We start from the raw sequence: 14,180 nt of genomic DNA, 5'->3' as shown, positions 1-14,180 counted from the left end.
CGCACCGCGGCTGAACTAACCTAAAAAGGTTAACTCATCTTCTGAAAGTGAAATGTCAGCTGCATTTATATTTTCTTCCAGATGCTGCATGGATGTGGTGCCGGGAATTGGCAGTATCCATGCAGACCGATGAAGCAGCCAGGCAATGTTGAGTTGTGCAATAGTTACGCCTCTGGTTTCTGCTAAGTCTTTCATCTTGTTTTGTTCATTCGGTAATGATGTTTGTAATGAGAAGAAAGGAATAAAAGGGATCTGATTTTCCTCGCACAAAGGCAGTAACTCACCTCCCTGAAATCCGTAAGGACTATCCGGATCCGTGATCCGCTGCGTATAGCTATACATATTCTCCACGCTGGCAACTTTACCCGCTTTAATCGCGGTATTAAATTGCTCAACAGTTGCGTTACTAAGCCCGATATGCAATATTTTTCCCTCTTTTTGCAGTGCAAGCAAAGTTTCTAAACCTTCTTCATATTCGTGTAAACTGCCGCCTGCTTTACCATAATGCACCAAAGCAAGTTGCTCCATTTTTAGTTCCAAGAGGTTGTTTTCTACACTCAATCTCAGTTCATCAGGTTTTCCGTAGGGCAGCCAGCTTTTGTCAGTCCCCCGTTTTGCTCCAACCTTGGTAGCAATAATAATATCGGCAGGATAAGGATATAACGCTTCAGCTAATAACCTATTGGTTACTCCGGGCCCATAAAAATCGGCAGTGTCAAAAAAGTTAACACCCATTTCTACTGCTTTTCTTAAAAGTGCAATGGCACCATCGCGATCCTTTGGTTCTCCAAAGAAACCCTCACCTGTCAAGCGCATTGTTCCGTACCCTGGTTTACGAGCGGTTAAAGGGTTGGCAGTATTAGCCCCGATAATGATTTCTTTATTTTTCATATTTAAATTAAGTGGTGATCTCTAATGCCTTCCTGTATAAAGATGGTGTCATCCCCATGAACCTTTTAAAGAATTTGGTGAAGTTTGAAACATCATAATCCAGCATGCGGGCAATCGTTCCGATGGGTAAAGTGCTGTCGGCAAGCAATTTTTTTGCTTCCAGTAAGATTCTCTGCTCATAAAAGTAACAGGCATGATAGCCTGTTTCCAATTTAATCACCTTACTCAGATGAACGGGATGAAGGCAAATGATATCTGCTATATCCTTTAGCTCATACATTTTGTTGATGCGCCCGGCCATGAAGTCGTCCATGTGGCTTTCCAAAACCTGCTTGAAACGGGCGACGATCTCCGCTTTACGGGAAATATAAACATCAGGTAGCTTAACCATTATTTTCTACTTGCTTTATTACAAAAGTACTTAAGAACATCAACAGAAAATGGTGAAGAATCAAGTTGTTATATACAATAATAAGCACATAGCGATTTCATTGCCTACACCAGGCGCTTTCGCTGCAAATCCCTAATACCGGCTCCCCCCTGTGCATAAACATAACCGCTTGTTAATAATCTTTACCTTGACACCTCAACCAATTTTTGCACATTTGCACAGCATCAGTTACGCCCCTTTACATGGATCAGTATTTTATAATAGATTTCGATAGCACGTTTACACAGGTTGAGGCTTTAGATGAACTGGCCCGGATCTCGTTAAAGAACCACCCCGACAGGGAGGCCATCTACAAACAGATTGAAGATTTGACCAACGCTTCGATGGAAGGGCGGCTCTCCTTTACCGAAAGCCTGCAGGCACGTGTAAAATTGCTGTGCGCCAACCGCGACCATCTGAAACAACTCATCACCCATTTAAAGAAAAAGGTGTCTACGTCATTTTCACGTAATACCATGTTCTTTAAAAACCACCAGGACGAGGTGCTGATCGTATCGGGCGGATTCAAAGAATTTATTACCCCAGTGGTAACCGAGTACCATATCAAAAAAGAAAATATTTACGCCAACACCTTCATTTTTGACGAAGATGGCAACATCACCGGTTACGATAAAGAGAACCCGCTATCGCAGGAGGGCGGCAAAGTCAAATTATTAAAGGAACTGAACCTGCCCGGCGAGATCTTTGGCATTGGCGATGGTTATTCTGATTTCCAGCTGAAGGAATCGGGTATGATCAAACGCTTTTTTGCCTTTACGGAGAATATCGAACGGAAATCTGTCACCGAGCGTGCCGATCATATTACCCCCAGTTTCGACGAGTTTTTGTACATCAACAAACTGCCCCGGGCAATCTCCTACCCAAAAAACCGCATTAAATGTTTGGCAGTAGGTAATATCGACGATGAGGCTCTGGCGCAAATGAAACGCGAGGGTTACAACATCCGCCATCAGGATGCCATTGAAGAAAAATACATTCAAGAGGCAGGCGTATTGTTTTGCGACGAAGCGCACCAGCCCACGCCCGGGCAATTGCTTAACGCCGGTCGTTTAAAGGTGATAGGCTGCTTTGGTAAAACAGGCCGCAAACTTGCCGAGGCCGCCTGCGAAAAGGGTATTATCATATTTGACGATCCCAAACAAAACCCACGCAATAATGATTTTATTCCCCGCAGGGTAATGGCCTTTATGAACGAGGGCCGCACCCATATGAGCTGCAACTTCCCCGATCTGCAGCCGCCGCGCAATAATAACGCGCACCGGCTCATCCATATCCATAAGAACGTACCGGGCATACTGGCCAAGATCAACGAGGTTTTTGCCCGCCATAATATCAACATCGTGGGCGAGTTTTTGGTGACCAACCCGCAAATAGGTTACGTGATCACCGATGTGAACACTGGTTACGATACCGAGGTACTGAACGAGTTAAAAGCAATTGAACAAACGATAAAGTTTAGGTTGTTGTATTAGGCAGTATTACGAGGTTATCTTACAGCGAAAACAAACCAATTTGTCATTGCGAGCCTGGGTCGCGGGCTAACAGTGCGGGCAAAGCAATCTCTTTAGGACAGTTATATAATTGTTTATAAATTAGCTTAAAGGATTTCTTCATCGCGTGGGTGCACTAACAATCCTGTTCGTGATGACAACAGAAAACAGAACCGTCTTTTATGTTAACCGTACCAGCTTTCGCTTAGGTCTTGCCATGTATGATTATCCTTTAAGATCAAGTTGATCTTCTTTTGCCTTGAACCACCTTTCAACTGCTTTTCTCTGCAATCGCATCCTCGATCCACTGAAACTCCTCGTAATATACCAATTTATTACATTCGTACTTTGAAGAAAAGCCTCTGTAAATCTTATTTTTATGCTCCCAGATACGTGTTACAATATCATTCGTTACACCAATGTACAATGTAGTGTTTATCTTATTGCTGATGATGTAAACGTAGTATTGGTGCAACTCCATTTAATTGGATAATATCGGGATGATTTTGCTTCCATCAACTATAAACATTCTGTCTAACTGTATTTACCATTAGGATAATTCACCCGGCAAAAGGGATCTTCTCAAAGAGATTGCTTCACCGCGCAGGCCTCCACCCAGCCATGGTTCGCAATGACAATCAATTTGCCCTACTCCTTTTCCAGCATCGGTACCACCAATACCGGCACTTCGCTGTGACGGATAACGCTTTCTGCAACACTGCCCATTAGCAGGCGGTCTATCCCGCTGCGGCTGTGGGTACCTATCACAATCAGGTCGGCGTTAAATTCTTTTGCACAGCTCAAGATCCCATCCGCGGTCGATCCAAACTCGTTAAAATGCGTTACTTCTAAATCGCCTGCATAGTTTTTTATCGTGCGCTCAATTATGTTTTCACCGGCATGGTTCTGTATATCCATTATTTCGAGCTGGTTTACACCCAGATCCTGCATGGGCATGCCCATAATGGTATCGGTAGTGGTTGCCGGGGCTACGCTTGGTTCAACAATATGCACCAGCCCGACGTGCGCATTAAAGGTTTTAGCTATATCGAAGCCATAGGATGCCGCGTATTCGGCAAACTTGCTGTCGTCTATCCCTATCAGTATCTTGCTAATTTTCATGATTGTAACGGTTTGGTTTATACCTGTTATAACAAATTTATACGGATATGTTTTTATCGTTTCAGCTTATACTTGGCAAACATGCGGCGTAGGTAATGCCTATGGAGTTTATTTTCATTCATTTTTTTGGTCGCCGCTTGCTGCGCGCTGTAAATGCCACCCTCGCCGCTGAACAGGTAAGCTATAAAACATGCTATCGCGAAGAACAAAGCATACTGGCCGCCAAACAGTTCGATCCCCATAATGGTGCAGGCTATTGGCGTATTGGTTGCCCCTGCAAAAACGGCAATAAAGCCTAAAGCGGCAAATAAGCTAACGGGGGCATTCAGCAGATCGGCCAGGGTATTGCCCAGTGTAGCACCTACATAAAACAGCGGGGTAACCTCGCCGCCTTTAAAGCCGGTGCCCAAGGTGATGCCTGTATAAATGATCTTCCACAACCAGCTCAGCTCATCGGCACCGCCGTGTTGAAAGGAAGAGACTATCGTTACCGCGCCGGGATATTCGGCATCTACACCCAGGCTCAGATAGTCGGGTTTACCCAAAAGGTAAGTTAATCCAATGATGGCGATGCCGCCAAAAACCGGAATGAGCCAGGTAACCTTGATCCACCGCAACGAAAAGCTTTTGACCAGGTGGATAGCCTTTTCAAATGCCATACTGGCCAGCCCGAACAAAGCTGATGCGAACAAGATCTTAAGCAGCAATAGCAAACTAATCGGCAACTGGTGCCCGTAAATCACCTGGGTGGTATCTACCAAATCGATATGATAAGGGGTATGTTTAATGTGCCAAAGCGAAACCGTAACATCGCCCACAAAACCGGCCAGTAGCGCTGGCAATATAGCATTGTATTGCAATTTGCCGATAGCGATCACCTCCAGAGCAAAAATTGCACCTGTTAAGGGCGTACCGAACACCGCACCAAAGCCCGCCGCCACACCTGCGGTAAGTATAGTTTTGGTATCGGCCTGGTTCAATTTAAACCAGCCGCCAAACAGGTTGGCCAAACTACCGCCAATTTGCACCGCCGTGCCCTCTCGCCCCGCCGAGCCGCCAAACAAATGCGTAATCACCGTAGTGACGAGGATAAGCGGTGCCATCCTTTTGGGTACCCCCAGCCCGGGCTGATGGATCTCGTCGATAATGAGGTTATTGCCCCGCTCGGCAGATTGCCCGTACCATTTATAAAGCAGGTGGATAACCACACCGGCAACCGGCAATAGATACAGTAGCCAGGTATGCGCAAACCTGAAATGGATAGCCCAGTTGAGCAACCATAGAAAAAAGGCCACCATGCTGCCAATGGCAAACCCAACTGGAATGATGATGACCACCCAGCGGATAATATATTTTAAAAGCGCGAATGGATTGGAAAGGATTTTTTTTAACATAACCTACATGCAAATAAATAAACAACTTATTTGGGTAGGCGTCATCAGCTTTGCAGCGGTTCAAATAGGCAGAACACCATTGCCTTGTGTATATGCAAATGTATTGTTTATTTCGGATTTCGGATTTGACATTTCGGAATTATTTGACCGGTGCTCTTACCAAATCCGAAATTGACCGTCCGAAATCCGACATCCGTACCTATCTTTACCCCATGAGCATCACTCCCGAGATAGAAAAAAGGCTTAACCTGTTGCAGGAAAAATACAATGCTATGGGCCAGGATATGACCTCCTACCTGGATGGCCTGCTGCATGCCGATTTTTTAACATACTGGGATTATATTCACCTGGATACGCTGCTAAGTCTACAGAGCCCCAAAACGCCCTTCCCGGATGAGGAGATCTTTATCATGTACCACCAGATAACGGAGCTATATTTTAAGTTATCGTTACATGAGTGCAAACAAATAGCCGGGCACGAAAACCTGACTACTACTTTTTTTACTGCACGCTTAAAACGCATCAACCGTTATTTTGAGGCCCTTACCCAATCGTTCGAGATCATGGTAGATGGGATGGAAAAGGAGCAGTTCCTGCAATTCAGGATGTCGCTATTGCCGGCCAGTGGGTTCCAAAGCGGCCAGTACCGAATGATCGAGATCTACGCTACTGATTTTATCAACCTGGTAGCAGCAGATGAGCGCGGGCTAATGGCCAACGCCCCTATTGAAGAACAATTCGAGCACATTTACTGGAAGTTTGGCGCGACGGAATTATCAACCGGTAAAAAAACATTGACGCTAAAACAGTTCGAGAAAAAGTATGCTAAAACGTTTATCGAACTGGGCAGATCCGTGAGCGATACCAACTTTAACAGTTTATTACAGCTATTCAAAAATAATGGGGAAAGCATTCCAGAACTGGAAGAGCAACTGCGCCAGCTGGATGTGAATGTTAACGTGAACTGGCCACTGTCGCATTATAAATCGGCCGTGCGCTACCTGCAGCGCGAGCCCGAAGAAATTAAGGCTACCGGCGGCACTAACTGGCAAAAGTACCTGCCTCCGCGCTTTCAGCGCCGTATTTTTTACCCTACTTTATGGAGTGCCGATGAGTTGGCAAACTGGGGTAAGGCCTGGGTGGATAAGGCGGTTAGCGGGCTTTAGTTTGCTATGTAGTTTTCACAGATCAATTCATTATGCATGCATAGTATTGTGAAGTAATCCAAAAATTCCTACCTTGCCTTTTTCGGAATTATAATCACACTGCCATGACCGATACACTGGACATTAAAATAACCAAAATAGCTGCTTCGCGCCTGGCCGAAACGGATTTTAGCAACCTGCCCTTCGGTAAAGTTTTTGCCGACCATATGTTTATGGCGGATTACGCCGACGGCGAATGGAAGAATTTTGAGATCTTGCCTTATGGTCCAATCTCTTTAAGCCCCGCCATTTCTGCACTGCATTACGGGCAATCATTTTTTGAGGGCATTAAAGCCTACAAACATGCCGACGGTAAGGTTTCTATCTTCCGCCCGGATAAGAATGCCATCCGTTTTAATAAATCGGCCGACAGGCTGTGCATGCCACAACTGCCCGAAGAGCTTTTTGTGCAAACTATTGCCGCTTTAGTTGATATTGACCGCGAATGGATCCCCGGCAAGGCCAACCATGCTTTGTATATCCGCCCGTTCATGTTCGCTACCGACCCATATTTGGGGGTAACGCCATCGGCTACTTATAAATATATGGTGCTGATAGGCCCCGTTGGCCCGTACTTTTCAAAACCACTGCGTGTTAAAGTTGAAACCCACTACACCCGCGCTGCCGAAGGCGGTATGGGATATGCAAAGGCTGCCGGTAACTACGGCGCATCTATGCTGCCTGCCCGTAAAGCTGCCGAAGAAGGTTTTGACCAACTGATATGGACGGATGCTAAAGAACATAAATACATTGAAGAAATGGGCGCTGCTAATGCGATGTTCCTGCTTGATGGTGTATTGGTCACTGCAGAAGCTAAAGACACCATCCTTGACGGTGTAACCCGCGATACGGTTATTGCCTTAGCGAAAGATTGGGGCATCCCGGTAGAAGAGCGCAAGGTTTCTGTTGCCGAACTGGTAGAGGGTGCTAAAAATGGTAAGTTAACTGATGCCTTTGGTGCCGGTACTGCAGCAACCATCGCTTCGGTAGCATCTATCAGCTACGATAGTGAAGAATACTTTTTGAGCGACCCTGCCACCCGCGAGTTCTCTAAAAAGGTATTAACCACCTTAGATGATATTAAATACGGCCGCAGCGAAGACACCCACGGTTGGAATTACATGGTGTAAATTTTTGAATTTGATATTTCGAACGATAGAGAGAAATCTTCTGCAATCTGCATAGCATCCATGTAGGTTTGCCTGTAGCTTTCAGAAGATTTCTCCTCGCTGTCGCTCGTTCGAAATGACAATACAAACGGAAAGGTGCCCTACAATGTTGCCTTTACAACAATGTAGGGCGATAAGGCCTTGCTCTCGACAGGTACCAATTTGGTAAATACCTTACCAGCTACCCAAATAGCTTTTACCAGTGCTTTAGCGAAACCGGATTGTGCCGATTTATTCTCCAGCCAAACGGAGAATTTAAAGTGATAGTAGGCTTCAACATCTTTTAACCCGAGGTCGTTACAGGCGTTATTGAGTAGGGCAAGATCCATGCTGCCGATGTTATGCTTATCGTAATTCTCTTTATCAAAATTCTTTTGCACCCAGCCGTTCACGCTTTTAAAGTTAGGCAGGGTAATAAAAAGCGTACCGCCGGGTTTTAAAAACTTAAGGTGTTCGTTAATGATGAATTTGGTATCGTTAAAATGTTCGATCAACCCGAACGATAGCACCAGGTCGAATTTTTCGGCGGGGACGTAAGTGAACAGATCGGCCTCGATGATACCGATATCGCCGGGCTGCAGGTCGTTAGCCGCCAGCAGCTCATTCACCAAACCGGGGTGGATAAAATAATCGAGCAGGGTAGTTTTCAGGTGCTGATATTTCTTGAGGTAAATAGCATAATATCCCGGGAACCCTCCCAGCTCAACAGCGGTTTTTATTCCCTTTTCCTTAATAATGCCGGCCAATATATCGCCGAATACATAAGTAGGTTTTATTTTAAATATCAGCCCTTTTCTCGATTCCCAAAAGGCTTTCCAAAAGGCCCGGTCGGTTAAATTATTCTCCATTAAATATTTTCAATACGGGTTACCGCTTCTACTTTATTTTCTAAAACCCTTGCAGGGTTACCAACGGCCACACTGTTTGCCGGGATGCTTTTTACGACTACGGCACCCGCGCCAATGGTTACGTTATCGCCAATAGTTATATCGCCTATAATGCACACATTGGCACCAATGTCTACCTGGTTACCAATCACCGGGCATGCGCTCAAACTGCCATCAGCTAACTTTTTATGACCAATGGTTACGCCGTTTCGCAGGGTGCAATTATCGCCGATAACGGTTTTAAAGTTCACTACCAACCCCTGTCCATGGTAAAATACCAGGTTTTTGCCCACGGTTAATTTACGGGGCAATTCTACGCCCAATACCCATTCTACAAAAAACCGGTAGATAATGAGGTACCAAAAAAACAGCACCTTGAGCAGCATGTATTTGTTAATGGCATTAACCAGCCTAAACATAACCAGTATCAGCCGCGCCTTTACATTACCGCTGTTGGCTTTCCAATCCTGGAAGATGTAGGCAAAAAAATTCATTTGATTGATACGGCTTTAGCGTTTAACTTCCTGATTGCTGCTGATGAAGTATCCAAAAGTAAAATTTTTAATTTTAGTATCATTATACTTGCTACGATAAATGATCTGATCCGGAATGAAGGTTGCCCTCATAAACACATCTGATGCCGGCGGCGGCGCGCCCGAGGCCTGCATGCGCCTGCTAAAAGCATTACAATTGCAGCAGGTAGATGTTACCATGGTAGTGCAACATAAAAAGCGCAACGAGCGGCTTGTTTACACAATCGAAAAAACGGCTCTCGACAAAGCCCGCTCAAAATTTAACTTTTTTTATGAGCGGCTGCCTTTTATAGCCTTTCAGGAACGGGATAAATCGGTACGGTTTGCCTTCTCTACCGCTAATGCCGGCACAGATATCAGCCAGGACCAGGTGATACAGGAAGCGGATATTTTACACCTGCACTGGACCAACTCGGGTTTCCTGTCTATCGGAGATTTGAAGAAATTATTTGCCCTGAACAAACCTATTGTTTGGACGCTGCATGATATGTGGGCCTTTACCGGTGGCTGCCATTACGCAGGGGACTGTGATCATTTTTTGCACCAGTGCGGCGATTGTTATTTTCTGCGCAAGCCGGATGCTGACGATACATCGCATAGGGGGTGGTTACGCAAAATGGATATGTACACCGCCGCTAAAAACATCAGCTTTGTAACCTGCAGCAATTGGCTGGGCCAAGTGGCCCAAACAAGTTCTTTACTGAAACATGCCAGCATCCGGGCTATCCCCAACCCGATAGATACCGAACTATTCTCGCCTAAAGTTAAGGCCGCAGCGCGTACTAAATGGGGTGTAAACCCGTCAGCGAAGATCATCCTGTTTGGGGCGGCCAATATTAACGATAGGCGCAAAGGCATTACTTATTTGGTAGAGGCGTTACATCACCTGAAAAACAATTATCCGCAGGATGTAGCTGTAGAGATCGTGATCTTTGGGAAGAACAAGCACTTTGATATAACCACCCTGCCTTTTCCGGTGCAGCAATTAAATATTATTAGCCAACCTGCCGATCTGGCCGAGATCTATAGCCTGGCAGATGTTTATGTGAGTCCGTCAATAGAAGACAACCTGCCCAACACCATTATGGAAGCCATGGCCTGCGGTACGCCCTGTGTTGCGTTTAATACGGGCGGAATCCCAGATCTGATAGACCATCAGCAAAATGGTTATCTGGCAGAGTTTAAATCGCCTGCTGACCTGGCTGCCGGATTAAACGAATTATTAAACCTCGCAACTGATGAGTTTGCTATTGCGGGCCGCGATAAAGTTTTGCGGGAGTTTAATAACACCAAAGTGGCTAGGCAATATATTAGCCTTTACAATTCGATATTAAAGGAGGGCGGAGTATGAAGCCTACCCTATCTGTAATCACCATAGTTTATAACAATTCACGGGATGTTGAGCGTACCATGCGCTCGGTATTCAACCAAACTTATGGGCAGATAGAGTACATCGTTATAGATGGCGCATCTACCGATGGTACATTAGAGATTATCAAACGCTACGAAAGCCGCATTGCCAAATTAGTAAGCGAAAAAGATAAGGGTATTTACGATGCCATGAACAAAGGCCTCGCGCTGGCTACCGGCGATTATGTGATCTTCATGAACTCGGGTGATGAGTTTTATGCGGAGGATACCGTGGTAAAGGTTTTCGCTACTGCAGATGATGCGGATATATACTACGGCGAAACAGAAATGATCGATGATCGGCTGCAAAGCCTTGGTCAGCGGCGGCACAAGGCACCGGACAATTTTACCTGGCGCAGTTTTAAATATGGCATGAGTATAAGCCACCAGGCTATTTATATCAAACGCTCACTGGCCAACTCATACGACCCAAAATACCAGCTCAGTGCCGATATCGACTGGATCATCCGCGCAGCTAAAAAAGCAAAAAAGATTGTAAAAGTGGAGGGTTATGTAGCCAGATACCTGGTGGGCGGCATGTCTAAATCTAAACACAAACAAAGCCTGCTGGAGCGGTTTGATATTATGAAACGGCATTACGGATTGGTACCTACCGTACTTAACCAAGTTGTTATCGCCTTTAATTTAGGCTGGTATTGGTTAAAGAACAAAAGGACGAATGATTAGTGTGGTGCATTGGATATAAGCAATATTCCTAAGGCGTGTCATTGCGAAGAGCGCAGCGATGTGGCAATCTTAGCATATCCGCTTGTCCTATGAGATTGCCGCGCTACCGCTCGCAAGGACATGCTGGTGATTAAAATGGTGTTATTGCGAAGAGCGCAGCGATGTGGCAATCTTAGCATATCCGCGTGTCAGCTGAGATTGCCGCGCTATCGCTCGCAAGGACACGCTGATGATTAAAATGGTGTCATTGCGAAGAGCGCAGCGATGTGGCAATCTTAGCATATCCGCTTGTCGGCTAAGATTGCCGCGCTATCGCTCGCAAAGACATGATTATAAAACTTCCCCTATACAAAAATAGCGATGGAATGAACCCATCGCTATTCAATATTAAAGTATTTAAAAAGCTTACTCCACCTTTTTCTTTTTGGTTTCCATAAATGCCGCACCGCCTAAAGCCAGTACCAGCAATATCGAGCCAGCCATTGAAATACCCTCGCCGGTGTAGTACGATGCCGGGTGGAAGTCAAACTTAATAGTGTGATTACCCAATGGGATAGTCGCTGCACGCAACAGGTAATCTGCACGGTAATAAGGCTGCTCAACTCCGTCGATGGTCATCTTCCACCCTTTTTTGTAGTAAATTTCAGAGAATACCGCCACCTGGTTAGCAGACGAACTACTTTGATAAACTAAATGATCAGGATTGTAGCTTAACAGTTTAATGGTACCATTAGGGTCTACGCCTACTGCTTTGGCTTCCACCACCGGCTTGTAGCTCTTATCTATCATCGCTTCATCCTTTGGCGAAAAGCTGCTGATCGCCTGCATCTCTTCATCGGCATTCTCTACATACTTAACGCTTTTTACAAACCACGCATGGCCACAGGCTGTGCTGTTGGCGCGCATACTTGCCTGGCCGGTTTTTGGGTCGGTAGTGATAATATATTTGGCGTTCAGCATATCTAAAACATCCTCGTTGATGCTCTTGCTGAACTGGTTGTCTAATAATTCTTCATAACGTTTTAAACGCGCTGCAGAATAGCCGCCGATAGATTTATGGAAGAACGGGTTATAAGTATCCTGCTTGATACCATTTACATCGCTGGCATCAAATACCCGGAAATCGGGATCTTTATCCTTCATAATAAAGTTGTCGACCTCGCGTGGTTGGATAGCCTGTGCGGTTTCTACCTTATCCTGAAAATTGGTTTCCTTTAAATAGCGTTTATCTACCTGCCACATATCCACCAACATCAAGGCTAAAAAGCTAACCGACATAATGGTTACATTGATCTTTTGTTTAACAAATGCCCAAAGCAAGCCAAAGGCTATCACCACAAATATAAGCGAGCGGATGGCATCGTTACGCTCCAGGGCGGTACGGTCGCGCACTAAGGCATTCGCCGCGGCACTTGCAGTAGCGGTATCATTATTTAAAGCTTGTGCTAAAGTTTTGATGGCCTCCACCTGGTCGAAAGGTTTAAAGCTTAATAGTAATTCTGGCATCGCGATCAGCACGATCAATAATACGCCTGTGATATAACCTGCAATTTTCAGTTTTTTGAAAAGGTCGGCCTTATCCGGGTTATCGATAAATTCTTTGATAGCCAATAACGCCAGCAATGGGAAGCAAAGCCCCGTCACTGCCAATACCGACTCGACCGCGCGGAACTTGTTGTATAACGGAAAGTAGTTAAAGAAAAGATCTGACAAGAACGGGAAATTACCCCCGAAGGATAGCAGCATAGTTAAGATAACAGTGCCCAACAACCACCATTTTAAGCGGCTGCGTACCACCAATAATCCTAATATAAAAAGGAAACAAATGGCGGCACCAAAATAATACGGGCCGAAGGTAGACGGGCGTTTAGGGCCCCAATACATAGAATAGCCCGGGAAGCGCGAGATTTGGCTGATGGCGTTACCGATCTGCTCTTGCGGGATGCCCTTTGAGGCAAATACCTTTACAAATTCAGAGTTTTCGTCAATATTATCTAAACCGGAGCCACCACCTGCTGCATTAGGCACTAAAAAGGTAAAACTTTCTGCAACGCCCTGGCTGTATTGGTAAGCATAGTCCCTATCTAAACCATTGTTTGGCTCTTTGGTATTTTTAATGAGGTTTGATTTACCGCGGATAGTTTCGGTACCGTAATCGTAAGTACTCCACAGTAACGAAGCATTTACTGACAGGGCCAGCAATGTTGCAACCGCTAAAAAGCCAATAGACCTTACAAAGCCAGCGGTAGCCTTTGCCTTAACTGCGTGGTATAATTCAATTGCTATCAAAATAACGATAGCAAACATCAGGTAATAGGTCATCTGCACGTGGTTAGCGCGGATCTCCATTGCCAAAAAGAATGCGGTTAAAGCACCACCCAGGTAGTACTGCCCGCGAAGCGTCATGATGATACTGGCCAGTAACGGCGCGAAAAATGCAATAGCAAAGGCCTGGTTGGAGTGCCCCGCTACCAGCAGGATAATATTGTAAGTAGAGAAAGTGAAAGCTATCGCGCCCGCTGCTGCAAGCCAGGGATTGAGTTTTAAAACGATGAATAAGAAATAAGTACCTAACAGCAAGATCAGCACCGTATCTACCGGGTTAGGGAAGGTTGCTTTTATTGCCGACACCACATGCGATGCGATGTTGCTTGGGTACGGTGCCCAAATCTGGAAGGTAGGCATCCCGCTGAAGATTTGGTTAGTCCATAGGATAGTGGTGTCTTTAGCGCGGTAATCCATAACCTCTTTTTGGGTAGACTGTGCGCCGATAACGTCACTTTGGCCCAACGTTTTACCCTGAAAGGCGGGCGTAAGGTATAAAAAGCAGATAGCTAAAAAAAGTGCAACAACAGCTATGTGCGTGCCATTACGTTTAAACCAGTTATTCATTTAAATCTTTTAAGGGATAATAATTTGTAATCACCAAAAATAGAAAATT

General features: G+C 45.3%; 14 protein-coding genes and 1 riboswitch. Of the genes, 5 read left to right on the top strand and 9 right to left on the bottom strand.

Annotation, left to right across the window (positions count from 1 at the left end; all coding sequences use genetic code 11):
• Positions 1 to 15: 15 nt before the first annotated feature.
• Positions 16 to 891 carry an aldo/keto reductase gene (locus IDJ76_RS13320; RefSeq protein WP_191163828.1) on the bottom strand — a complete coding sequence of 292 codons (876 nt, stop codon included), beginning with the start codon at positions 889 to 891 and terminating at the stop codon, positions 16 to 18.
• Positions 892 to 898: 7 nt separating this feature from the next.
• On the bottom strand, positions 899 to 1,282 hold the full coding sequence (locus IDJ76_RS13315) for a helix-turn-helix domain-containing protein (RefSeq protein WP_224746318.1): 384 nt from the start codon (positions 1,280 to 1,282) through the stop codon (positions 899 to 901).
• Between the two features lie 242 nt (positions 1,283 to 1,524).
• Here IDJ76_RS13315 and IDJ76_RS13310 point away from each other — a divergent pair, with 242 nt between their 5' ends.
• Positions 1,525 to 2,814 (top strand): HAD-IB family phosphatase, encoded by a 1,290-nt coding sequence (locus tag IDJ76_RS13310; protein WP_191163827.1) that lies wholly within the window; start codon positions 1,525 to 1,527, stop codon positions 2,812 to 2,814.
• Between the two features lie 289 nt (positions 2,815 to 3,103).
• On the opposite strand, the gene IDJ76_RS13305 is transcribed toward IDJ76_RS13310, so the two are convergent.
• The 3 genes from IDJ76_RS13305 to IDJ76_RS13295 form a co-directional block, all read right to left on the bottom strand.
• Positions 3,104 to 3,313 (bottom strand): GIY-YIG nuclease family protein, encoded by a 210-nt coding sequence (locus IDJ76_RS13305; RefSeq protein ID WP_224746317.1) that lies wholly within the window; start codon positions 3,311 to 3,313, stop codon positions 3,104 to 3,106.
• Positions 3,314 to 3,480: 167 nt separating this feature from the next.
• Complete coding sequence (locus tag IDJ76_RS13300; protein WP_191163826.1) at positions 3,481 to 3,954, bottom strand: universal stress protein; 474 nt, start codon at positions 3,952 to 3,954, stop codon at positions 3,481 to 3,483.
• A gap of 53 nt (positions 3,955 to 4,007) precedes the next feature.
• The gene (locus IDJ76_RS13295) at positions 4,008 to 5,348 is read right to left on the bottom strand and encodes a voltage-gated chloride channel family protein (protein WP_191163825.1); all 1,341 of its coding nucleotides are present in this window, start codon (positions 5,346 to 5,348) and stop codon (positions 4,008 to 4,010) included.
• A 28-nt stretch (positions 5,349 to 5,376) separates the two neighbouring features.
• Positions 5,377 to 5,441, bottom strand: a riboswitch (Fluoride riboswitch).
• A 119-nt stretch (positions 5,442 to 5,560) separates the two neighbouring features.
• Here IDJ76_RS13295 and IDJ76_RS13290 point away from each other — a divergent pair.
• Positions 5,561 to 6,514, top strand: a complete 954-nt coding sequence (locus IDJ76_RS13290) for a tryptophan 2,3-dioxygenase family protein (RefSeq protein ID WP_191163824.1) — start codon at positions 5,561 to 5,563, stop codon at positions 6,512 to 6,514.
• Positions 6,515 to 6,618: 104 nt separating this feature from the next.
• Complete coding sequence (locus IDJ76_RS13285) at positions 6,619 to 7,683, top strand: branched-chain amino acid aminotransferase (protein WP_191163823.1); 1,065 nt, start codon at positions 6,619 to 6,621, stop codon at positions 7,681 to 7,683.
• On the opposite strand, the gene IDJ76_RS21005 is transcribed toward IDJ76_RS13285, so the two are convergent.
• The 3 genes from IDJ76_RS21005 to IDJ76_RS21000 are packed head-to-tail and all read right to left on the bottom strand — an operon-like array spanning position 7,671 to position 9,103.
• Positions 7,671 to 7,805, bottom strand: a complete 135-nt coding sequence (locus tag IDJ76_RS21005; RefSeq protein ID WP_262892223.1) for a hypothetical protein — start codon at positions 7,803 to 7,805, stop codon at positions 7,671 to 7,673. The two genes, IDJ76_RS13285 and IDJ76_RS21005, sit on opposite strands and share 13 nt — an antisense overlap.
• A gap of 18 nt (positions 7,806 to 7,823) precedes the next feature.
• Positions 7,824 to 8,570 (bottom strand): class I SAM-dependent methyltransferase, encoded by a 747-nt coding sequence (locus tag IDJ76_RS13280; protein ID WP_191163822.1) that lies wholly within the window; start codon positions 8,568 to 8,570, stop codon positions 7,824 to 7,826.
• The gene (locus tag IDJ76_RS21000; RefSeq protein ID WP_191163821.1) at positions 8,570 to 9,103 is read right to left on the bottom strand and encodes a serine acetyltransferase; all 534 of its coding nucleotides are present in this window, start codon (positions 9,101 to 9,103) and stop codon (positions 8,570 to 8,572) included. Before IDJ76_RS21000 ends, IDJ76_RS13280 begins: the two co-directional genes overlap by 1 nt.
• 115 nt (positions 9,104 to 9,218) lie before the next feature.
• Here IDJ76_RS21000 and IDJ76_RS13270 point away from each other — a divergent pair, with 115 nt between their 5' ends.
• Positions 9,219 to 10,493 carry a glycosyltransferase family 4 protein gene (locus tag IDJ76_RS13270; RefSeq protein ID WP_191163820.1) on the top strand — a complete coding sequence of 425 codons (1,275 nt, stop codon included), beginning with the start codon at positions 9,219 to 9,221 and terminating at the stop codon, positions 10,491 to 10,493.
• Positions 10,490 to 11,239, top strand: a complete 750-nt coding sequence (locus IDJ76_RS13265; RefSeq protein WP_191163819.1) for a glycosyltransferase family 2 protein — start codon at positions 10,490 to 10,492, stop codon at positions 11,237 to 11,239. The genes IDJ76_RS13270 and IDJ76_RS13265 overlap by 4 nt, the downstream gene beginning before the upstream one ends.
• Before the next feature lie 405 nt (positions 11,240 to 11,644).
• Here the strand turns inward: IDJ76_RS13265 and IDJ76_RS13260 are convergent, their stop codons facing one another.
• A complete protein-coding gene (locus tag IDJ76_RS13260; RefSeq protein WP_191163818.1) occupies positions 11,645 to 14,131 on the bottom strand; it encodes a YfhO family protein in 2,487 nt (828 codons plus the stop codon).
• Positions 14,132 to 14,180 lie beyond the last annotated feature (49 nt).

The sequence above is a fragment of the Mucilaginibacter glaciei genome (assembly GCF_014773245.1).
GTDB classification, from domain to species: Bacteria; Bacteroidota; Bacteroidia; order Sphingobacteriales; family Sphingobacteriaceae; genus Mucilaginibacter; species Mucilaginibacter glaciei.
The sequence above is the reverse complement of the archived record's forward strand: the minus strand, read 5'-3'. Positions and strand labels throughout refer to the sequence as shown.